Source organism: Actinobacillus delphinicola (genome assembly GCF_900638385.1).
Taxonomy (GTDB): Bacteria; Pseudomonadota; Gammaproteobacteria; order Enterobacterales; family Pasteurellaceae; genus Actinobacillus_C; species Actinobacillus_C delphinicola.
The window spans coordinates 1,600,707-1,622,010 of sequence record NZ_LR134510.1 but is presented as its reverse complement, the minus strand read 5'-3'; the positions used below and the strand labels follow the sequence as shown (position 1 = coordinate 1,622,010).

The 21,304-nt window shown below is 37.6% G+C and carries 24 protein-coding genes and 1 tRNA gene; 8 read left to right on the top strand and 17 right to left on the bottom strand.

The genetic code is table 11. The features are described 5' to 3' along the window. The first annotated feature begins 61 nt into the window (after window positions 1-61). The 6 genes from epmB to EL259_RS07610 all read left to right on the top strand — a co-directional run bounded on the left by epmB (window position 62) and on the right by EL259_RS07610 (window position 4,994). A complete protein-coding gene (gene epmB, locus EL259_RS07635; RefSeq protein ID WP_126600455.1) occupies window positions 62-1,051 on the top strand; it encodes an EF-P beta-lysylation protein EpmB in 990 nt (329 codons plus the stop codon). Window positions 1,052-1,127: 76 nt separating this feature from the next. After that, window positions 1,128-2,468, top strand: coding sequence for a LysM-like peptidoglycan-binding domain-containing protein (locus EL259_RS07630; protein WP_126600453.1), 1,341 nt, complete (start codon window positions 1,128-1,130; stop codon window positions 2,466-2,468). 179 nt (window positions 2,469-2,647) lie between these two features. Next, window positions 2,648-3,310 (top strand): hypothetical protein, encoded by a 663-nt coding sequence (locus tag EL259_RS07625; protein WP_126600451.1) that lies wholly within the window; start codon window positions 2,648-2,650, stop codon window positions 3,308-3,310. A 69-nt stretch (window positions 3,311-3,379) separates the two neighbouring features. Then, window positions 3,380-3,562 (top strand): helix-turn-helix domain-containing protein, encoded by a 183-nt coding sequence (locus EL259_RS07620; RefSeq protein WP_126600450.1) that lies wholly within the window; start codon window positions 3,380-3,382, stop codon window positions 3,560-3,562. A gap of 135 nt (window positions 3,563-3,697) precedes the next feature. Beyond that, window positions 3,698-4,168, top strand: a complete 471-nt coding sequence (locus EL259_RS07615) for a P-loop NTPase fold protein (protein ID WP_172594238.1) — start codon at window positions 3,698-3,700, stop codon at window positions 4,166-4,168. 4 nt (window positions 4,169-4,172) lie between these two features. Continuing rightward, a complete protein-coding gene (locus EL259_RS07610) occupies window positions 4,173-4,994 on the top strand; it encodes a P-loop NTPase fold protein (RefSeq protein ID WP_331855425.1) in 822 nt (273 codons plus the stop codon). 382 nt (window positions 4,995-5,376) lie between these two features. Here EL259_RS07610 and EL259_RS07605 read toward each other — a convergent pair. Next, a tRNA-Ile gene (locus EL259_RS07605) sits at window positions 5,377-5,453 on the bottom strand. A gap of 215 nt (window positions 5,454-5,668) precedes the next feature. On the opposite strand from EL259_RS07605, the gene glnA reads away from it, so the two are divergent. Continuing rightward, window positions 5,669-7,087, top strand: a complete 1,419-nt coding sequence (gene glnA, locus EL259_RS07600; protein ID WP_126600444.1) for a type I glutamate--ammonia ligase — start codon at window positions 5,669-5,671, stop codon at window positions 7,085-7,087. A 94-nt stretch (window positions 7,088-7,181) separates the two neighbouring features. Beyond that, on the top strand, window positions 7,182-7,478 hold the full coding sequence (locus tag EL259_RS07595; RefSeq protein WP_126600442.1) for an excalibur calcium-binding domain-containing protein: 297 nt from the start codon (window positions 7,182-7,184) through the stop codon (window positions 7,476-7,478). A gap of 62 nt (window positions 7,479-7,540) precedes the next feature. Here EL259_RS07595 and EL259_RS07590 read toward each other — a convergent pair whose 3' ends face one another. The 16 genes from EL259_RS07590 to EL259_RS07515 all read right to left on the bottom strand — a co-directional run bounded on the left by EL259_RS07590 (window position 7,541) and on the right by EL259_RS07515 (window position 21,297). Further along, window positions 7,541-9,199, bottom strand: a complete 1,659-nt coding sequence (locus tag EL259_RS07590; protein WP_126600440.1) for a putative transporter — start codon at window positions 9,197-9,199, stop codon at window positions 7,541-7,543. A gap of 244 nt (window positions 9,200-9,443) precedes the next feature. Next, complete coding sequence (locus tag EL259_RS07585) at window positions 9,444-10,694, bottom strand: beta-ketoacyl-ACP synthase (RefSeq protein WP_126600438.1); 1,251 nt, start codon at window positions 10,692-10,694, stop codon at window positions 9,444-9,446. A gap of 27 nt (window positions 10,695-10,721) precedes the next feature. After that, window positions 10,722-11,450, bottom strand: a complete 729-nt coding sequence (gene fabG, locus EL259_RS07580) for a 3-oxoacyl-ACP reductase FabG (protein WP_126600436.1) — start codon at window positions 11,448-11,450, stop codon at window positions 10,722-10,724. Then, window positions 11,443-11,907 carry an ApeP family dehydratase gene (locus tag EL259_RS07575; protein WP_126600435.1) on the bottom strand — a complete coding sequence of 155 codons (465 nt, stop codon included), beginning with the start codon at window positions 11,905-11,907 and terminating at the stop codon, window positions 11,443-11,445. The genes fabG and EL259_RS07575 overlap by 8 nt, the downstream gene beginning before the upstream one ends. Continuing rightward, the gene (locus EL259_RS07570; RefSeq protein WP_126600433.1) at window positions 11,907-13,118 is read right to left on the bottom strand and encodes a beta-ketoacyl-ACP synthase; all 1,212 of its coding nucleotides are present in this window, start codon (window positions 13,116-13,118) and stop codon (window positions 11,907-11,909) included. The genes EL259_RS07575 and EL259_RS07570 overlap by 1 nt, the downstream gene beginning before the upstream one ends. Window positions 13,119-13,123: 5 nt before the next feature. Beyond that, entirely contained in the window at window positions 13,124-13,618 is a 495-nt protein-coding gene (locus tag EL259_RS07565) for a hypothetical protein (RefSeq protein WP_232019037.1), read from the bottom strand. Window positions 13,619-13,624: 6 nt separating this feature from the next. Continuing rightward, window positions 13,625-15,904 carry an MMPL family transporter gene (locus tag EL259_RS07560; RefSeq protein ID WP_126600431.1) on the bottom strand — a complete coding sequence of 760 codons (2,280 nt, stop codon included), beginning with the start codon at window positions 15,902-15,904 and terminating at the stop codon, window positions 13,625-13,627. A gap of 1 nt (window position 15,905) precedes the next feature. Next, complete coding sequence (locus EL259_RS07555; protein WP_126600429.1) at window positions 15,906-16,505, bottom strand: LolA family protein; 600 nt, start codon at window positions 16,503-16,505, stop codon at window positions 15,906-15,908. Beyond that, window positions 16,498-16,947 carry an acyl-CoA thioesterase gene (locus EL259_RS07550; protein ID WP_126600427.1) on the bottom strand — a complete coding sequence of 150 codons (450 nt, stop codon included), beginning with the start codon at window positions 16,945-16,947 and terminating at the stop codon, window positions 16,498-16,500. The genes EL259_RS07555 and EL259_RS07550 overlap by 8 nt, the downstream gene beginning before the upstream one ends. Beyond that, on the bottom strand, window positions 16,940-17,863 hold the full coding sequence (locus EL259_RS07545) for an LpxL/LpxP family acyltransferase (protein ID WP_126600425.1): 924 nt from the start codon (window positions 17,861-17,863) through the stop codon (window positions 16,940-16,942). Before EL259_RS07545 ends, EL259_RS07550 begins: the two co-directional genes overlap by 8 nt. Then, window positions 17,863-18,588 carry a glycosyltransferase family 2 protein gene (locus tag EL259_RS07540; RefSeq protein ID WP_126600423.1) on the bottom strand — a complete coding sequence of 242 codons (726 nt, stop codon included), beginning with the start codon at window positions 18,586-18,588 and terminating at the stop codon, window positions 17,863-17,865. Before EL259_RS07540 ends, EL259_RS07545 begins: the two co-directional genes overlap by 1 nt. Further along, complete coding sequence (locus EL259_RS07535; RefSeq protein ID WP_232019036.1) at window positions 18,585-19,880, bottom strand: AMP-binding protein; 1,296 nt, start codon at window positions 19,878-19,880, stop codon at window positions 18,585-18,587. The genes EL259_RS07540 and EL259_RS07535 overlap by 4 nt, the downstream gene beginning before the upstream one ends. A 1-nt stretch (window position 19,881) precedes the next feature. Next, window positions 19,882-20,433, bottom strand: a complete 552-nt coding sequence (locus tag EL259_RS07530) for a COG4648 family protein (RefSeq protein ID WP_126600419.1) — start codon at window positions 20,431-20,433, stop codon at window positions 19,882-19,884. Beyond that, a complete protein-coding gene (locus EL259_RS07525) occupies window positions 20,427-20,789 on the bottom strand; it encodes an ApeI family dehydratase (protein ID WP_126600417.1) in 363 nt (120 codons plus the stop codon). Before EL259_RS07525 ends, EL259_RS07530 begins: the two co-directional genes overlap by 7 nt. After that, entirely contained in the window at window positions 20,776-21,039 is a 264-nt protein-coding gene (locus EL259_RS07520; protein WP_126600415.1) for an acyl carrier protein, read from the bottom strand. Before EL259_RS07520 ends, EL259_RS07525 begins: the two co-directional genes overlap by 14 nt. 3 nt (window positions 21,040-21,042) lie before the next feature. Beyond that, complete coding sequence (locus tag EL259_RS07515; RefSeq protein ID WP_126600413.1) at window positions 21,043-21,297, bottom strand: phosphopantetheine-binding protein; 255 nt, start codon at window positions 21,295-21,297, stop codon at window positions 21,043-21,045. Between the last annotated feature and the right edge of the window lie 7 nt (window positions 21,298-21,304).

The following is a 21,304-nucleotide window of genomic DNA, read 5'->3' as shown; positions in this document are numbered from 1 at the left end:
CGATTTTATCCAAAATTTTTGCGGAAAATCGGGGCGTTCATCATATTTTAAACGATAAAAAATGACATCAACTCTCGAAAACCAATGGCTTTACGAACTTTCAACAGCCATTAAAGATCCACACGTTCTCGTGGAAAAATTAGCATTAAATACAGCTGAATTTGAAAAAGATTTTGCTGCACGTCGCCTCTTTCCCGTTTTAGTTCCGCAAGCATTCTTAGATCGCATACAAAAAGGCAACCCTCAGGATCCGCTTTTCCTACAAGTCATGAGTAGTGAAAAAGAATTTTTAGCTGCGGAGGGCTTTTCTAAAGATCCGCTTGATGAACAGCACCCTCCTGTGCCTGGAATTTTACATAAATATCATAATCGTCTGTTATTTATGATAAAAAATAGCTGTGCGGTAAATTGTCGCTATTGCTTCCGTCGCCACTTCCCCTACGCAGAAAATAAAGGTAATAAAGAGAATTGGCTGCGTGCATTAGGCTATATTGCCGATCATCCCGAAATTGAAGAAGTCATTTTCTCAGGGGGCGATCCGCTTATGGCGAAAGATAATGAGCTTGAATTTATTATTGATGAATTAGGAAAAATTCCACATTTAAAACGTTTGCGCATTCATTCTCGCTTGCCAGTTGTTATCCCTAGCCGAATTACGAATAAATTGTGTGAAATTTTAGAAAATACCCGATTACAAACAATTTTAGTCACCCATATCAATCATCCAAACGAAATTGATGGTCGATTATCGCAAGCTATGCAAAAATTATATCGCGCAGGCGTGACTTTACTTAATCAGTCCGTATTACTAAAAGATGTGAATAATGATGCTCAAATTTTAAAACAGCTTAACGACAAACTGTTTGATAGCCGAATTTTGCCATATTATTTGCATCTGTTAGATAAAGTTGAAGGCGCAAGTCATTTTTATATTTCGGATGAGCAAGCGCTCACTATTTATCGTGAACTTCAAGCCATTACCTCTGGTTATCTCGTGCCTAAACTCGCACGTGAAATTGGCGGTGAAAAAAATAAAACATTATTTTCGTAGGAAAAATCATCAATTTCCTTTAAAATATCCAAGATTATAAATTAAATGCTGATTTAACCACAGAAGGATTATCACCATGTTAAACGACGAGTCAAATACACAAGGCATCGCTCCCAATAAGATTCCACCAAAACAAACTTCAGTGGAAGAAAAAAATGCGCAAGATCCAGTAGCTGACGTAAGTGATCATTCCATTTTTGATAAACCTGAAAGAGAATTACAAAATCTGGCAGAAAGAGAAGCCCTCGAAAACCAAGATGTTGTAGTTCAACCTAATCCTGTTATTCAGGAAGAGTCCAATGAAATCAATACTCTTATCCAAGAAAATGCGGCAGCACGTAGTGAAGATGCTGAAGAATTAAAAGAAGAAAAGCCAACACTTTCTCCTGAACCGCATTTTTCACATTCAGAACATGACGAAGAATTGGTTTACCCTGAAATCAAACTAAAACCTCGCCCTGAAAATGAAATTAAATCAGAGGATAATGAGCCTGAAAAAGATGATGCCCAAACTCCTCCGCCCGTCCCACCAGTTGAGCAAAAACCAAAATGGTTACATCCTGAAAGTTGGCGTTGCCTTCAATCTATGCCGCCTAAATACCGTCGCCCACTCGCACTATTAATTTTGATTATCATCATTTTAATCATTATTAGTTTCTTAAAACCCCAAGCGCATTCTGTTCAAGCACTTGAAAAAGCAAATGTGGCGAGTACAACTACTTCCAATAGTGTGATTACTACGCCAAAATCAACACAAGGTGGTTTAAGTAATGTTTTAGATGATGCAAATTCATCCTCTACAAATACAATGAATACTGCACAAAATCATAGTGTTGCTATCGGTGCATCTCATGATTCTTTATCTAATAATATGAATACCCTTGCACCACTTACAACGGATGCGGATGCAAATGCGGATACGGCTACAATACAAACCCCTGATATGGCAACATCTGCAACGGTAGATAATACATCTGTTGCAATACCAACAGCGGGTACAACCACAGAGACTACTGCTCAACCAACACCAACTCAAGCAGAAAACACTGCTATGAGAAATGCAGAGGTACAGCCAACATCGGTACCAAATAATGATGTTTTTGCTGCTGCAGAAAAAGCAAATTTACTTCCACCTGTAAATGATGCCTTAGCTTCCCAAACAACTGGAAAAACTAAAGTATTAGTCATGCATCGTGGTGTATCATTAATGCAAATTTTCCGTAATCACCACCTTCGCCTTAGCGATATTATTGCTATGAGCAAAGTGGGTCATCATGGTCGTCTATTAAGTGAACTTAATCCTGGTGATAAAGTTACCGTAAAATTGACACCATCACGTCACGTTAGTGAATTAATTCTACCAAATGGCGAACGCTTTATTCGCCAAGCAAATGGTAGCTATATTTTCACAAAATGATAAGTAATACATAAATACTAAGCCCATCACATGATGGGCTTTTTTATTTTATTTGTTATTTTTTATACAAAATGTTTCTTGCATTAAAAATCTGTTGTGTTATTGTTAAAAAATCAGTCATGTGTTTTAGTTTTGCACAAAAAATTATGTGAGTGGTAAATATAGATAGGAGGCTTAAAATGAGCGACATCAAAAATACCTCAACAACTGACGCAACACAAAAACAACAAAACGTAGATAACACTAATCCTTTAGATAATCTCAGCGCTTCTTTTGAAAAATTTCAACAAGATGCTACTGAGAAAGCACAAGCAGGATTAAATAATCTTGCAAATTCTCTCCAAGATTTCAAAGAACACAGTTCAACCAGTACCAACCAAGCCATTAATAATATCGCATCTTCAATAGAAAATTTTCAACAAAAAACATCCGATACTATTGTTCAAAAACTTGAATCTCTTATTCAGTCGTTTGCTAAATTTGAAGAGGATTCTTCTGATAAGATTTCTACAAATGTTCAAGATTTAATTACTTCTTTGCAAAATTTACAAACACATTTTGCGGAAAAAATTCATGCCGATCCCAATGCTAGTTATTCTGAATTGTTTAATCAATTCAAAGAACAAGCATCTCAAAAAATTCAAGAACATATTTCAACTTTAAATACATCTATGGATGAATTTAAGAAAGAATCATCTGAAAAAGCACAACAAAATCTAGATACACTTAACGCTTCTTTACAAAATTTTAAACAAGAAGCCATTAGTAAAGCACAAGAAGAATTAACAACCTTGATTGCTTACTTAGATAAATTTCAAGATTCTGATAAAGATAAAAAGTAATTATCGAATCGGTGCTTTATCTTTCAGATAAAGTAAATATTAAAATTAATTAGCATAGTAAGAAATAAAATGACTCACTTGAATAAATTAAATTTAATAAAATTTGATATCACTGATTATTTAAAAGACGAAAATACGCTACTCGCCTACTGGCAACAATCCCTCGATTCGGATGATGAAGCCATGTTCAATGCCACTTTAGATAACATTATGCGAACAAGAAAAGGGCTTGAGATGAGTGATAATAATTAATCTCTTGATAAGTAGAAAGCCGCCGATAGGCGGTTTTTTATTTCGCAATATATTTTTTAATAAAAAATATACATATCCTATTAATTTATATAAAATTTTACATCATTCTAAATTTTAAAAATGGAGATTATCCAAATGAATGTAGATGAAATGCAAAACTTAACCTTTGAAAAGCGAGATGAATTTAATCGAAAACCTATGGCAGAAAAAATAATAAGAATCCTCAATACCGAAAATGAAGATTTTACACCAATGGTTATAGATGGAGATTGGGGAACAGGAAAAACAGAGTTTTGCTTTAAGTTAATTAATTTATATAAGGAAAATATTAGGGATAGTGTAGAAGATAAAATAAAAAATACTACAATAATTTATTTTGATGCATTTGAAAATGATTACTTAAATAATCCATTAATCAGCCTTTTAAGTACCCTTACTAATAGTCTTGAAAAATCTAATCTAAAACTTAGGAATAAATTTATTTCCGATATTAAAACTATCTTTAAAAATATTCCTATCGTCACCTTACAAACAGTATCAAATATTGTATTAGGTCAGGAGGTCACTCAGTTTAGTAAGGATTTATTAAAAAAATCAAACACCTAAAAATATAATAGATGTTTTTATTGAAATAAAAAATAATATGTCAAGCCTTAAATTTATTTTACGTTCAATAGCTGCAAATAATCCAATTATTTTATTTATTGATGAATTAGATAGATGTAGACCAGATTATACATTAAAATTTTTAGAAATAATTAAACATACTTTTGATATCCCCAATATTAAATTTGTATTTATAATAAATAAAAAACAGCTAATTCCTATCATACAGAATACTTATGGAAATGAAATATATTTAGATAAATTCTTTAAACTTGAAATTTCACTCCAAAATATTTTTTTTAAGACTATTAAGCGTACATATGTTAATAATTCTCTAGAATATTTTTTAACGTTAATTAAAAATGATAAAATTTTAGACTATAATATAGACAATATTCTTTCTATACTTTTTGATAACTGGAGTGTAAATTTTGATCATAAAAGCAAATTTACATTTATAACTGTTAATTTATTAAAAAACTGGATAGAAGATTGTTCTCTTAGAAAAGTAGAAAAAGTAGTAAATAATCTACGTCTTTATAAAATCATTACACAAAAAAATCTTATTGAGAATGGTTGGGTCACTACCAATTACGACTGTATTAAATTTGCAACTATATTACTTTTCACCCTAGATAAGGAATCTGCTTTAGGCTTTTATAAGATAAATAAAACTGAATTAAATCCTCAAGAATATAACGCCAATATGCTGTCATCTTTACTTAAATTACCAACAGATATTTTTTATGTAGAGGATGATGGCTTTTTTATCAATTTTCCTTTCGAAATAAAAAATATTTTAGATACATTAAATTTATCGGTATAAATTAGTACGCTTTGAAGCATTATAATTTTTTTACTAACAGCCCAAATCTTCGTACGGGCTGTTTTTTATTCCAAAAACTCAGACTTTATAAAAAAGAAAATTAAAAAATAAATAATTTTCCCAAACATCCAGCACCTAAATTAAGTCCATAATACCCCCGTATTTTATGTGGTTTTGGTGCAAATGCTTGGTGCAAATTTGGTGCACCAAAATATTGTACACCTATATATGTGATCTTCTGCGATCTCAAAATACTGTTTAAATATACAGGTAAATTTTTAAAAGGCAAAGAAAAACCCTAGAAATAACAACGTTTTCTTGATTTGGATCTTTTGAGAGTTATGGGAATAAATACAGCAGGTATGTAGATGTGTACAGTGAATGGTCCCCCCTGCCGGGCTTGAACCAGCGACCAATCGATTATGAGTCGACTGCTCTGACCAACTGAGCTAAGGGGGGAAAGGACTTGAATTATATGGAAAAATTTATATAAAGTCTAATTTTTTATCGCAAAAACAGCTTGTTTATTATGCAAATAACGTATTTTTTTCGTGTTTGTTGTGCATTTAAGCAAAGTACAAAAATGTTTAAAAATTGTGAAAAAGATTAGTAGGAATTTTTTTTGGTTTATCTATAATGAGAATTTCTACTCGGCAAACTTTAAGGAAATTTTTATGCAAAATGTAAAAGCGGTTGAAAGAGTGTTTTCATTAATCGAAGAAAACAATGTTAAATTTGTCATCTTACGTTTTACTGATCTACAAGGAAAAGAACACGGTGTTTCTATTCCTGCCCAATTAATCGATGAAGATTTATTTGAAGATGGAAAAATGTTTGATGGTTCGTCAGTAGAGGGCTGGAAAGCGATTAACAAAGCAGATATGTTGCTTATTCCAATTGCCGAAAGTGCCGTCCTTGATCCCTTCTGCCAGATTCCTACCCTCTCCCTCCGCTGTGATGTCTACGAACCCCATACCCTGCAACGTTATGACCGCTGTCCTCGCGCAATTGCTTTACAAGCTGAAGAATATTTGCGTAGCACAGGCATTGCTGACAATGTTCTTGTCGGTCCTGAAGTGGAATTTTTCCTCTTTGATGATGTGCGTTTTGGCGTGTTCAACAATGGCGTATCATACGAAATTGATGATATCGAAGGTGCATGGAATAGTAACAAAACTTATCCAGATGGTAATAAAGCTTATCGTCCAATGCGTAAAGGTGGCTATTGTGCTGTTGCACCGCAAGATCATGGTCAAGACTTACGCAGTGAAATGTGCTTGATTCTTGCCGATATGGGATTAGAAATTGAAGCGCATCACCATGAAGTAGCGACGGCGGGACAAAATGAAATCGCAACCAAATTTAATACGCTCGTGAAAAAAGCGGATGAAACCCAAATTTATAAATATGTTGTTCGCAATGCAGCGCTTGAATACGGTAAATCTGCATGTTTTATGCCAAAACCAATTACGGGCGACAATGGCTCAGGCATGCACTGTAATATGTCTTTAGGTAAAGACGGCAAAAACCTATTCCAAGGTGACGGCTATGCAGGGCTTTCAGATACTGCGATTTACTTTATTGGCGGTATCATCAAACATGCTAAAGCACTGAACGCATTTACCAACCCAAGCACTAACTCATATAAACGATTAGTCCCAGGTTTTGAAGCACCCGTTCTTCTTGCCTATTCTGCAAGTAACCGTTCTGCCTCAATCCGTATTCCTGCAGTAACAACACCAAAAGCAACTCGTATTGAAGCCCGTTTCCCAGATCCAATGGCGAACCCATATCTCGCATTTTCTGCGTTATTAATGGCGGGTATTGACGGTATTCAAAATAAAATTCATCCAGGCGATGCAATGGATAAAAATCTTTACGATCTTCCACCAGAAGAATTAAAAGATATCCCAACCGTTGCGGGCTCTTTAGAAGAAGCATTAAATGCATTAGCTGCAGATAACGAATTTTTACAAAAAGGTAATGTATTTACTAAAGATTTAATTGATGCTTATATCACGATTAAACGTAAAGAAGTAGAACGTTTAAACATGACGCCGCATCCAGTTGAATTTGAAATGTATTACTACTAATATTTTCTTAAGAATTAAGCCCTCATGAGAGGGCTTTTTTACGATTATCTAAATGGTTAGTCATACCCCATAATTTTTATAGGAGTGATAGTTCATGAAAAAAATTCTGTTTTGTCTATTCATCCTCACGGTGTCCAATAGTGCGTTTAGTTTTTCATGCGATGTTAGAAAAACATGTTCGCGCATGAGTTCTTGCGAAGAAGCTTATTACCACTTACAAATTTGCCACAATACTCGCCTAGATCGTGATAAAGATGGCATTCCTTGTGAAAAAATTTGCGGAAACGGAAAACGTTTCGCATCTAAACACCACTCTACCTATCATTCACCTAAAACTCACTGGCAAAAAAATACTAATCAATCACAAAGTGTTGCAAATGGGTTTGAATAGCCCTCGAATGTTGCAATAAAAAACGCCAACAATATTTGGCGTTTTTCGTTTTATCTACTTTTCTATAAAAATGACCACAGCAAAATTGCCAGTAATTGCGGTGAAATAATGCGTAGGAACATAACGAGGGGATAGACGGTTGCATAAGAAAGTGCGGCGGCACCACTATCCTCTTTAATTGCATTTGCGAAGGCAAGGGCAGGTGGATCGGTCATCGACCCTGCGAGTAATCCACAAATGGATAAATAATTCATGCGTAAATACCAACGAGCCAAAATACCAACAGAAAGCAATGGGATGGCGGTAATCATTAAACCATAAACCATCCATTCTAGTCCTGAACCATTAACTAACGTATCAACAAAATTTCCGCCAGATTTAAGTCCTACCACCGCAAGAAACAGCACAATCCCAATTTCTCGCAAAGCCAAGTTGGCACTAGGTGGCATAAACCAGTATAGCTTTCCAAAGCTACCAATTCTTGACAAAATTAAGGCGACAATTAATGGTCCCCCAGCTAAGCCTAGTTTCAATGCAACGGGAAATCCTGGAATGTGGAATGGAATCGATCCAAGTAACACCCCTAAGCCAATACCGATAAACACAGGAAGCATTTGGACTTGCTGTAATTTTTGGTGGGCATTCCCCAATAAGGCAGCCACTTTATTGATAGCTTCATCTTGCCCAACAATATGGAGTACATCACCAAATTGTAAAACACTGTTTGAACTTGGCACTAGCTCAACCCCAGCACGGTTTAGACGAGAAATCACGACACCGTATTTTTCATGAAGATTAAGACTGCGAATTTTTTTACCTAATACTTTTTCATTTGTCACCACAATGCGTTCCGCGCGTAAATATCCTGTAAATTGTTTTTGAGGCACGTCCACGACTTCCCCAATAATCAATTGCATTTTCTTTAAATCAGCACCTTCTCCAACTAAATGTAAAACATCGCCAAGTTGAATTTGCGTATCCGCTTTTGGAATCATAATGTCATCGCCACGTTTTAAGCGGGAGCATACGACTTCATCGCCAGACAAATCTGGAATGTCGCCAAGATTAATGCCATTTAAATTATGGTTGGTTACCAACAGATTGATGACATCAAGCGTAGATTTATCCTGCCCACTGCTCTTTTTAAAACGACTTGCCTCATCATCAACTTTAATACGGAAGAAAAGACGAATCAGCCACATTGAAAGCAAAATGCCACAAATCCCGAAAGGATAAGCCATTGCGTAAGCCATCCCCATGGTACCTGTTACCCCAGGAAGACCTAATTCGCTTAAAATCTGTTGTCCTGCACCTAAAGACGGTGTATTCGTCACGGCACCAGAATAAATACCAAGGATGATTTCTAGAGGAATATTAAGGAGTTTATTAAAGAAGATCACAATGATAGCACCAATTAAAACAATAAGTGCAGCAAGTAAATTAAGTTTTAACCCTGATTCACGTAATGATGAAAAGAAACCAGGTCCGACTTGGATACCAATCGTATATACGAAAAGAATTAGCCCGAATTCTTGGATAAAATGCATAGTATGGACATCCAAATGAATTTGATATTGATTAGTGAAATGCGCAACAATAATTCCGCCAAACAATACGCCACCAATGCCTAACCCCACCCCTTTTATTTTCCAACTTCCGAGCCATAACCCAACAATTGCGGCTAAAGCAAGTAAGCTGACCGTAATCCCAACCTCACTCATAATAACCTCACTTTTTTAATTAGTATTTTGAGTATAGCAAAGTGAAGCATAATCATGCTAAAAATGCCGATAGATCCAGCTTGATTTGTTACAAGTTATGGAGAAATATAAATAAGGTGTAACAAAGAACGAGTGAAGTTTTTAACAAATTTAAATAGGAAAAATACCCACTTATTAAAAATAAAAATCACGCCCCAAAAATCATAATTTTTTTTTGATTTTTGAGGCGTGATTTCAGAAAAGTTTATTGATTTTGCCAACGTTTAAAGATTAAAGATGTATTCACTCCGCCAAAGGCAAAATTATTATTCATCACGTAATCGGTATAAAATTCTCGTCCTGTATGCTGAATATAATCTAATTCACCACAACGGGGATCGATATTTTGTAAATTCAGGGTTGGCACGAACCATTGATCACGCATCATTTCAATAGCGAACCATGACTCTAACGCACCACATGCGCCAAGCGTATGCCCGAGATAACTTTTTTGTGAACTAAATGGGACTTTACCAAAAAGTGCAGCGGTCGCTAACGTTTCTGCGATATCTCCCTGTTCGGTTGCTGTGCCGTGTCCATCAACATAACCAATCTGCTGAGGTTCTAGATGCGCATCATTTAACGCAAGTTGCATACATTGTTGCATGGTTTCTTTTTGTGGGCGAGTGATATGTGCGCCATCACTATTTGAACCGAACCCCACAATTTCAGCAATAATATTTGCCCCACGGGCTTTCGCATACTCCAATTCTTCTAAAACGAAAATACACGCACCTTCTCCGATGACTAACCCATCACGATCTTTATCATAAGGTCGTGGCGTATTTTCAGGATGCTCATTATCTCGGCTGGCGGCGTAAAGTGAGTCGAATACATGCACTTCAGAAAAACAAAACTCCTCGCCACCACCAGCAAGCATGGTTGGAATTAAACCATATTTAATTGATTCATACGCATAGCCAATCGCTTGCGAGGCAGAAGAACAAGCACTGGAGGTAGGAATAATACGCCCTGTTAAGCCAAAGAAAATACCAATATTCGCTGCGGTGGTATGCGGCATCATGCGCACATAAGTATTGGCACCAAAATCTTTACTTTCTCCGCTTAAAATGAGTTTTCCCATATCACTCACATCTTTAGGGCTGCCCACAGAAGATCCCGATGCCACGCCCATTATCCCAGTTTGTAAAATAGGATTGATCACCCCGTTTTCATCTAACCAGCCTGCTTGAGAAAGCGCTCTTTCCGCTGCATCGGTACAAAGCATTGCCACCTTACCCATGCTACGTTTTTGTTTCCGTGTCCAATGTTGTGGCGGTTCATAATCCGTAATAGGCGCACCTAAGTAAGATTCTAATTCAGGAAAACGTTCCGCAATATCGAAATACTGAACGGCATTTTTTTGTTGTTTGAAGTTTGCTTTAATCGTCTGCCAATCACGCCCGAATGCGGTAATACCACCGATCCCTGTAACCACGACTCGTTTTGTTTGCATATTATTTTAATCCTTCTCATTATTGATTTAGCAAAGTCCACCATTTACGGCGATAACTTGGCGAGTAATGTATCCTGCCTTTTCATCCATTAAAAAATTGACCGTATGGGCAATGTCGTCAACTTGCCCCATTCTGCCTGCAGGAATCATTTTTAAAATTTGTTCTACGGGTACGTTTTCATCGAGCATTTCGGTTTCAATTAAACCAGGCGCAACGCAATTTACAGTGATATGACGTTTAGCTAACTCTACACTCAATGCTTTTGCTGCTCCAATAAGTCCTGCTTTAGACGCACTATAATTTACCTGCCCACGGTTCCCAATCAAACCAGAAACGGATGTAATACAAACGATACGCCCTGGTTTACGGCAGCGGATCATTGGCATCATGATAGGGTGTAACACGTTATAAAATCCATCTAAATTAGTGCGTAATACCATATCCCAATCTTCACCAGTTAACCCAGGAAATGCATTATCACGTGTTAATCCTGCATTTAACACCACACCGTAATAAGCGCCATATTGTTCCACATCTTGCGTTAAAATTTCTGCAACTTGCTCTCTTTGGCTAACATCAAATTGCAAAATTCTCACTTGTCGCCCTAAATTTTGAATTTCCAACGCGACTTTTTCCGCTTCCTCACGGCGCGCACGGCAATGTAACACAATGTCATAACCTGCCTGTGCTAAATTTAAAGCAATCGCTTTTCCAATACCTCGACTTGACCCTGTCACTAAAACGGTTTTATTCATTTTCTTTCCCTTCTTCTTTTTTAGGGCTATACACGCTCAATGCAGCACTAGCGAGCATCGCCCCGTTACCTTTATCTTTAATACAACAATCAAATACGCTAAAACCCGATTGATCTTGAATGGATAATTTTGTTTCTACGATTAACTGCGTCCCAATCGCTATCGTTTGGCTAAATAAATTTAAGCAACGTGTCCCTAATAAAAACCCTAATCCTATTGGCTCTCCTCGAGAGGTATGCATACACCCCGCCCACGCACCAACTGCTTGTGCCATAATTTCAATTGAGGAAAATGTATCAAATTGCCCATGACGTAATAGCAAATTATCTGCCTTAATCATCGTTTCCGCAGTTAATCCTTTTTCGTCCCAATCAATAATCTTATCTAGGAAAACCATCGCTCCCGTATGAGGTAATAAAGGTTCAATGTCTATAATCGGGCATGTTAAATCGTGCATTATTCTTTTTCTCCTAGAATTAAAACTGCATTATTTCCACCAAATGCAAACGAACTACTTGCAACAATGCGTTTACCTTGTTGCCAATGGCTATTCTCATCCGTTATCTTAATGTGAGGAAGATTTTCATCATGGTGTTTATCCCAAAATTGTGGGGGTAATCGCCCATTCGGATTATAATGACGATGAATCATTCCCCAACTGAGTGCTGCCTCTACCGCACCTGCTGCACCTAACGTATGTCCTGTATAAGGTTTTGTACTCGTTACGGGCGTTTCAGTGCCAAAAACTTCCGCGATGGCAATACTTTCCATCGCATCATTATGTTGCGTCCCCGTACCATGTGCATTAATCCAGCCAATCGCTTCTGATGAGCATTGCGCTTGGTTTAAAGCCTGTAAAAAAGCATTTTTTGCCCCCGTACCTGTTGGATCAGGTGAAGACATATGATACGCATCACTACTCGCCCCACCACCTAAATATTCAACACAATCAGTTAGCGGCTCTCGTGTCATGACAAAGACTCCCACCCCTTCTCCAATATTGATCCCAGCACGAGATTGAGAAAATGCTTGCGTTTGTCCTTCATTTAAGACAGAAAGCGAGCCAAAACCGCTTACCGTCAGTGGCGATAAGCAATCCACACCACCACAAATCACTGCATCACAAAAATTCGCTCTTAATAAACGTGCAGCGGACATAATGGCACGTGCACCCGAGGTGCAGGCAGTTGAAATTCCATAAGCCACATTTTTTAATTGATATTGTTCCGCAATAAAATCAGCAGGTGCATTGAAAGACTGTTGCTCATAGTTAAATTCCATTTTGGAGGGCTGATTCAAAAATAACGACTGTAAAAATGGAATATTTTCATCCACGCCCGTAGTAGAGGTTCCCATCACTACGGCAATACGTGCCGTTCCAAATTGTTGAATCACTAGCTGAATTTGATCTTCAATCTGCGCTAAAGCGTGCCAAAGTAACTGATTGTTACGGCTTCGATGTTTTTCATCTAATCCTTCTGGAAATGCACGCAATGGGCAATCAACGCCCGCAAGGTATTGGGCTTTTCCAGAAATATTTCGGCTAGTATATAGTTTATTTTGACATTGGATCGCTGGCGCCGAGCCTTGCAGTAGTTGTGCCACATGTTGTTCTATGCCTTCGCCAAGTGCGGTCAAAATAGCGGGTTTATTAAGATAAATTTTCATACGACCTATTCCTCTAATTCAGTTATTTGCCACTGACTACTATCGGCTAGCTGAATTTTCCAACCGTTTGCTATTTTTTGAGTTTGCCACCACGCCCCTGTTTTCGGGAAAAATTTTGTACTTTGTGGCATTTTTTCAATTCGTTTAAATAAGAAAATCATTTGTTGTGGCTGTAACGCAGTTGCGACCGCCGAAAATAATTGTACCGCTTGCGGATTTGGCATAATAAAACCATCATTGTGCCACCCTTGTGCATTAAGCTGAACCCGTGCAAGCGGTGCGCCGAGTGCATTCACTTCCACCCAGCGCCATTTGTCTGGCATCATTTGAATCGAAAGAATATTTTCGCTCATAATTTGTTGCTGTGAATTTAATTTCACCACTTTAAATAGGCGCACTTGTTGGCGAATTTCTGGGAAATGCACGACTTGTGGCGCACTTGTACACCCCGCCAACCATAACGAAATCATACCCAATAAAAAATACGCTATTTTTTTCATTCTCGCCTACTTATGCACCAAAAACGTTAAAATGACACTCACAATCGTCCCGATACTGACGCTAAAACCAAAATCTGCGACCGCAGGCGTTGAACTTAACCCTAATAATACAAATGAAATCAAGGTTGTGGTCGCTGCAAGTTGAATCGTAAAATAACGCCCCGTGGTTTTGTCTGGCACACTAAAGACATACGCAGCATAATCAATGCCAATTGCGGAAACTAGCAACAACCCAAAGAGCGAAAATAGGCTAATCGGAATGGCTAACCACCCTAATAATCCAATCGTAATTATGATTGCAGCGAAAGGGATACTCAAAATTTTTGCCGTATCACGCACGCCAAAAAATTTAAATAAAAGCAATGCAGCGAGCAAAAAGGATAATAATTTTAAGCCTAAGGCCTGATCGCGAGTTTGTTGGAAAGTTTGATTAAGCGCCTGCCGCTTATCTTGCCAAGTCACGCCCACAATCTTTTGGGCAAAATGTTGCATAAGTGCGGAATTTGTCGCCCCTGAAACGGGAATAATGCTCACATAGATTTTGGGTAACACTTCGCCTAAATATAAGCGTTGTTTCGCTTGCGCTAATGGTAATTTTAGCGCATTTTCTAAATCTAAAATTGGTGTTTGCGATAAGCTTTGCGCTTGCTTTTGTAAATACTCCGCTGGAATCCCGATTTCAACAAGGGGCGCATAAACGGAAGGCGGTAACTGTTGGAATTTATGAATAAACTCACGTTGTTGTTCTGCCGTATTCAACCATTCGCCTAACGATTGAAAATGACCAATTGCCCCACTTTTTTGCTGTGTTTGTAACCATGCAGAAACTTGCTGATCTTTTCGCAATAACGTTTGCGGATTATCGGCCTGCACGAGAAAATATTGTTGGCTGAGATCAATTTTAGTGATATCACGGATCGCCATACTTTGTTGCAATAAGGCTTTCGGTAAATTCACCCACTGGCGGATATCATCATGCCATTGGTTGCGAAAAATCCCCACCACCACAAAAATAATAAACGCATATCCCCCCATCGTCTTAACTTTTTTCGGGACTTTAAAATGCACACGCCCCGAAAATCGGAAAATTTTTTGTAATTTGTAACCTTTAAACAAAATAGGCATAAAAAGCCAAGTTGCTAACATTACACAAATTAATGCGGTTGCCGAAAACAAGGCGGTCTGTTGCAAAATGGGTAAATGCGTAAATACCAACAAGCCATAGCCGATTAACGTGACCAATAAACTAATAAAAAAGGTTTTTTGTAATTGCTTCATTACAATAGGCGATGCAGTTTGTGCTTTTCCACATGCCGACACTAACCAGTGCAATGGAAAATCGATCAGTACGCCGACTAGACTTGTTCCTATCACAATAGTTAAGACATGGATTTGCCCAAAGTACAAAATAACACTTGTCATTCCGCAAATAAGCCCTATTCCAATAGGAATAAATAAATAAAAAACTCGCCACGTTCTGAATACAAAAAGTAACAATGCTAAGGTTAAGCTAATCCCTAAAATACTCATCACCGTCATTTCTTTTTGCGCTTGTTGTTTTGCATAGCTTGAAAACAACGCACTACCTGTCATTAAAATTTGATTGCCTGTCGCAGCTACTTGCGATTTTAGTTGCTGGATCTGGGCTAAAAATTGAGAATTATCTTGCAGAAAATCCGCATTTTTTAAGCGTAACGGTAATAATACCCAGTAAGTTTGTTGGTACTTGGTCCATAGCATTCCGCTTTGACTATCCCACTGTATCGGTGAATCGCCCTGAAGTTGGGGTAAAACAAAGCGCCCAAAACCAAAACTGTCTTGTGCAAAACTTAATAAATTTTGTTGATTAAAAGGATTAACGATTTGTTGTGCTAATTTCTGAAAGTAGGACTGCGGTTCGCTCAAAATAGTGCGTTGTACGCTTTGCGGTAACGTAGCAATTTTAAGCTGATTAATTTCTGCTTTTAAGGTATCAAGATTAGGCTGTTGCTTTAAATTTATCGGTGCGAATAAATGCGTGTTTCCAAGAAACTCTGCAGCTTGCTGCGCAACATTTTCTGCCTGTTGCTTATTTTTATTCCCGATCAACACAATCATTTGTTCTGCGAATTGTCGCTCTTGAATCGCATCTACTTGTCGTTGTAATGCAGTGAGATGTTGCTCTTTCGGCAATAAGGTTTGCAAATCGGTTTCAACAGCCGTCCCTTTTTGCAATGCGATACCTAAAAGTGCTGTCATTGCCAGCACTAATAGTAAGAATCCAGTACGCACAATCCGCATCGACATTTTATTGAAAAGCCTTCTTGATCGTTAGAGGCAACGGTTGGTTAACCTTGAGTTGCGTAAAGTCAATTTGCGTTTTATCGCCTTGCGTTTCTTGCAAAACAATTTGACGCACTGCTTTATCGCCTTTCAGTGTAATTTGCGTAAAAATTTGTTTAAGCAAAAGCGTATCTGGGATAAGGCTTAATTGCCAATGATTAGCTTGACCAGAAAGTGTGATTTTAAATTCTTTTTCTAAAGCTGACATATTGCCCGATAATAAACCTAGGAACAAGGCAATTTGTTGGTTCTGTGTCGGATTTTGGCTCGCTTGCCATTGGTTATTTGCCCACTGCGCGATGCCCGTTGGGGTTACGCGTAACGTCGTTGCAAACGGTTTTTGCATTTGCCAAAGTAAACCTTTTTGCAAAGCAAACGCAAAAGTCCCCGTACTTTTAATCGGAACTGGTAGCGCTTGTAAAAAACGGGTTTGAGTAAAATCGCCCTGTACCGTTTCTGCTTTTTGTAATTGTTGCATAAGTTGTTGCTGAGTTAAGGCGAATACACTTTGCGAAAAGAGAACACCACTCATCAACGTTAATAATAAAATAATCTTATTACGCATGACTTTCCTTAAATCCTTTTGCCGTTCTGATCGCCATTTGGAATGTCTGAGGAGTCGGAATTAACATTTTCTCAGTTGCGATCTCCACAGCGGCTTGGGTTGTGCTACCCTCGGTTAATTTCGCTTGTGTTACCTTATCGCGAATAATGTAATCCAGTCTAAAACAAGTTTCAAATTCAATAACTTGTACTTCAATTTCAATCTTCTGACGAAAACGGGCGGGACGCACATATTTTAAATTTAATTGCACGATCGGCCAGACGAAACCTTGCTCTCGCATGATCTCATAATGGTAATTAATGGTTTCTAAAAATGCGCAACGTGCCATTTCTAAATACTTCACATAATAGCCGTGCCAAACCACATTCATTGAATCCACATCAAAAAATGGAATTTCATATTCACTGATATGACTTAAAAATACATGTTTTTTCTTACGCATGATTGTTTTGCCAAAATGGATAAAAATTAAACCAATTTAATGGATAAGCATAACATTCCTTCGCTAATAAATTGGCGTAGTGCTGGGCGGCAAGTTGAATATTTTGTTCCCGTTGCGGACCTCGCCCAGTAATCGGATCGCAAATTTTTTGAAATTTTATCCGATAATGATCATGTTCTTTAATACAAAAAATACTGTTTACTGGCGCTTTCAATAAACTTGATAAAAGCCAAACGCCTTGCGGTAAACTGGCTTTTTCTCCAAGAAAATCAACCAAACAGGTTTTATCACCTTTTAGTGGCACCCTATCAGCAGCGATCGCAATATATTCCCCTTGTTCAATTTTACTCGCAAGTTTTAGCATAATATTCATGTCTAATTGATCTACAGGAATTAAAGATAAGGTTTCAGCCCCCATCTCTTTCAAAACTTGGTTAAACTTTTCGGCATTCTTATGATGGACTAACACATTTAATTTTAATTGTTTGACCTGCATTTCAGCCAATGCACGGCAAACTTCTACGTTCCCAAAATGAGCAATCGCTAAAATTTGCCCGCGTTCAGTTTTACCAAATTGTTGTTGCAAATTCTCTGGATCGTCTAATACTATATTTTGTGCATTAATTTTATTTTGCCAAACGGCAAAGCGATCGGTAATGCTTTCGCCAAAGGCAAGAAATTGACGAAATACAGAAAAACGACCCAATTTGATATCAGGAAAAGTTTTCTTTAGATTCTGCTGATAATGGTAAATACTTTGGCGTGCTTGTTTACCCGTTAAATAAAAATAACTCACAACGAAAAAAGTGATCCCACGCATAATCCATAATGGAAAATAGCGCACTAAGAAAGCCGTTAATTTTAAGAAAAATAGGCTCCCACGCTCCTGTTCTTTCGCCCAGTGTTTTTGTGCCATTATACGGACTTTCCTTGTAATTTTCGCCAACACATCTGTAAAAATAAGCGGGCATGCATTTTACTAATAAGCCAATTATCCTCTAAGCCACGAAAATGAGAGATACCGTTCGGATTGTACCTCACTGGAGTTTCAATCCATTGCATCGGAATTTGATACCAATGTGCTTTGACTAAAATTTCCGTATCAAAATCCATACGCTCACCTATGCTTTCGTGACGAATCAAATCTACGCAACTTTTCAAAGGATAAAGCCTAAAACCACACATTCCGTCTTTAATATCGAATGATAAGGTATTAATCATATTCCAAAAATCAGTAATTTTTCGACCATATAAGCGTGCTTTAGGTGCCGTTTCATCATAAATAGGTTTACCACAAATGAAGCTTTCTGGATATTGTTGCGAACAAGCTAAAAATTTAGGCAAATCTTCCAAATGATGTTGTCCATCCGCATCCACTTGAATAGCGTGTGTATAACCCAATTTTTTAGCTTCAATAAACGCTTCCTTAACTGCTCCGCCTTTGCCACGATTTTCAGACAAATAAAAAATATGAACGTTCTCATCGGCAAACTGAGCAAGTCTTTGTCGTTCTGCTAATGCAGAACCGTCATCCATAATTAATATCGGCAAATCATAGAGCTTGAGTGCAGAGATGACTCCCCCTATAAGTTTTGAATGATTATAATGCGGAATAATGACAATCGTTTTTGGTGCAATCATTGCGTTGTTTCATCCTGTTGGCTAAAAATGGCATCGAAATCCTTTTTAAGGATTTTCGATTGGCTATTACGTGGCAATTTTTCGCAGAATCGCCAAAATCGTGGGATCGCAAATTTCTCCTCACGCTGGTTTAAATAATTTTGTAACACCACTACCACCGCTTTTTTACCTTGCTGTTGTAATAAGGCTTGTCCTTCCGCAGACAATGCTACCCATGCTGCAGGGCGCGCTTTAACGGGATGTTGAGCGACATAACAATCGCTCACTAATGAATGGGCAAATAAATGATTTTCAATTTTCGCAAGTGAAACACGTTTATCGCCTAATTTAACAATACGATCAATACGCCCCATTAATGCAAAGCCGTCCTCATAAAACTCAACAGCATCCGCGGTTTGTTGGCGCCCCGTCATCCAATCCCCTTCTACCCATAAAGCATCTTGGTTAAGCCCTAATTTTATGGAAGGTAATGGTTGCCAATGTTGTTTAGGTAACCGCATAGCAATCGCGCCCGTTTCCGTACTGCCATAAATTTCAATAATCGGACAAGTAAGATGTGAACTCAGATAAGTCGCCGTCGTTTCTGGAAGAACACCCGCAGCCGAAATGATCCCTTTGATCGTTGTGAGTGCGGGAGAATGCTCAGGAATCTGCCAATGCGTTAATAATGCAGGGCTACTAATCCATAATGTACGCTGATATTTTTCACTTTCTGCTAATAAAAATTCTGGATAAGGTAACTGGCTACGCCCAATTTGCCAACCCATCACCAGCGGATACATTATGCGAAAGCTTAATCCGTAACAATGTTGTGGTGAAACACTACCTAAAACCATTAAATTGTCTTCAGCTCGCAGAGGTAAACTTTGTTGTAAAGCGAATCCTTCGGCCCACATTTGCGCCACATTTTTCGTAATAATTTTTGCATTTCCACTACTGCCAGATGTTTTTAGCCATACTTCACTTTGGCTTTGGTAAGGGAAATCTAAAGAGGGATGCTCGATTTTATGAGAAATACCAAAGGTCGTGAAATCTTTATCGGTGAATAAATACGCACTATTTTCATCTAACCATTGTTTATTTTCAGCTAATAAATTAGGAGGCAGTAAGACAGTTACGTTAGCACGAAAACAAGCAAGTAACGCACAAGCGAGCAATGCAGCATCGTTAAAATAAAAACCGCATTTTTGGATATTGCGATTTTTAAGTTCCATCGCAATTTGATCAATCCGATATAAAAAGTCCTGCTTTGTCCATGCAGGATCTTGCGTAATTAATTGAGAAGAAGACATTTTAGCGTTCATCGTTATCTATCATTCGCTGGCGGATCAGCCATTCGCCAACAAATAGTATCCCCATTATTAGATAGGCAATTCCACCACTGTAAATTGCCCACCACCTATAAGCATGTATCCAAATTAATACCGTTAAAAAAAGAATATTAAATAGAAAGAAAATACACCATACCTGGGTCACGCAGCGTGTATAACGAACCGCAACTTCAGGAAGATGAGGTGTTTTTAAACGAGCTAACCGCTCAATAAAGGATTGCGATGTCCAAAGAGTTGTGCCAAAAAGTATTAACATAAACCCATTAATGATGACAGGGTACCAATACATGGTATGTAAATTTTTGGCAAATCCAATACAAAGTAAAAATACCGCAAAGCCAATATATCCTACTTTGAACTTTTTCTCTGGGCTTCTTAGCCCCTTAATTCCCCATAAAAAAGCGAAAATATACGGGAAATACAGTAAGATAGATTGTTGGCTATCCACCCACCATGCGATGGGATACGCAATCGTAAAAAGCGTAAGCGTAACGCTAATCAGCACATTTAGCATAATACGTTGACTTTAATCGTACCAGAAGCGCAATTTTCATCTACCGTTTTTAATTCAAAAAGTACCTGTTGCTTTTCTGGTAACCATTTTAATTTTAAAATAAAACGATCGTTTGGGCGTAAAAACTTCTGATATTTTAATTTTTGAATTTTTTCAATCTCAACGGACTCACAGCCAATAAGGCGAGGGATAAAATCCACCGCCCACTGTAACTCTACGACGCCTGGCACGAGAGGAAACTCAGCAAAGTGATCTTTCAAATAAACTAAGTCTTCAGGTACGACACCTTCCAATAAACCTTCATTTTGTTGAAAATGTTCGCTCTGCCATAAAGGGAATTTTTTATTGTGCTGCATCTTGAATTTTCATAATTGCCGCAATGACATCCTGTACTTTACGTACATTACGGAAATCATCTGCTGAAAGTTTATATCCTGTTTCACGTTTAATATGATCAAGTAAATCAATAGCATCAATACTATCGATATCTAAATCATCATACAGATCAGTATCCAATTGAATTTCTTTTGGATCTATTTCAAATAAGGTTTCAAGTGTACTAAATAAAAGTTCTTTAATTTGATCTTGTGTGAGTTTTGGTGTCATGCATTATTCCTTATCACGAATAAATTTTGCTAATGTTGCAACACTTTGAAAATGTTGACGTAAATTTTGTTGTTCACTTTCCAACTGTAAATTAAAGGCTTTTTGAACAGCTAAACCGAGTTCTAATGCATCAATGCTATCTAACCCTAAACCTTCATCGCCAAAAAGAGGGGCATCGGTATCAATTTCCTCAATTTGCATATCCTCTAAATTCAAACTATCAATAATCAATTGTTTAATTTGATTTTCAAGCTCCATACTATTT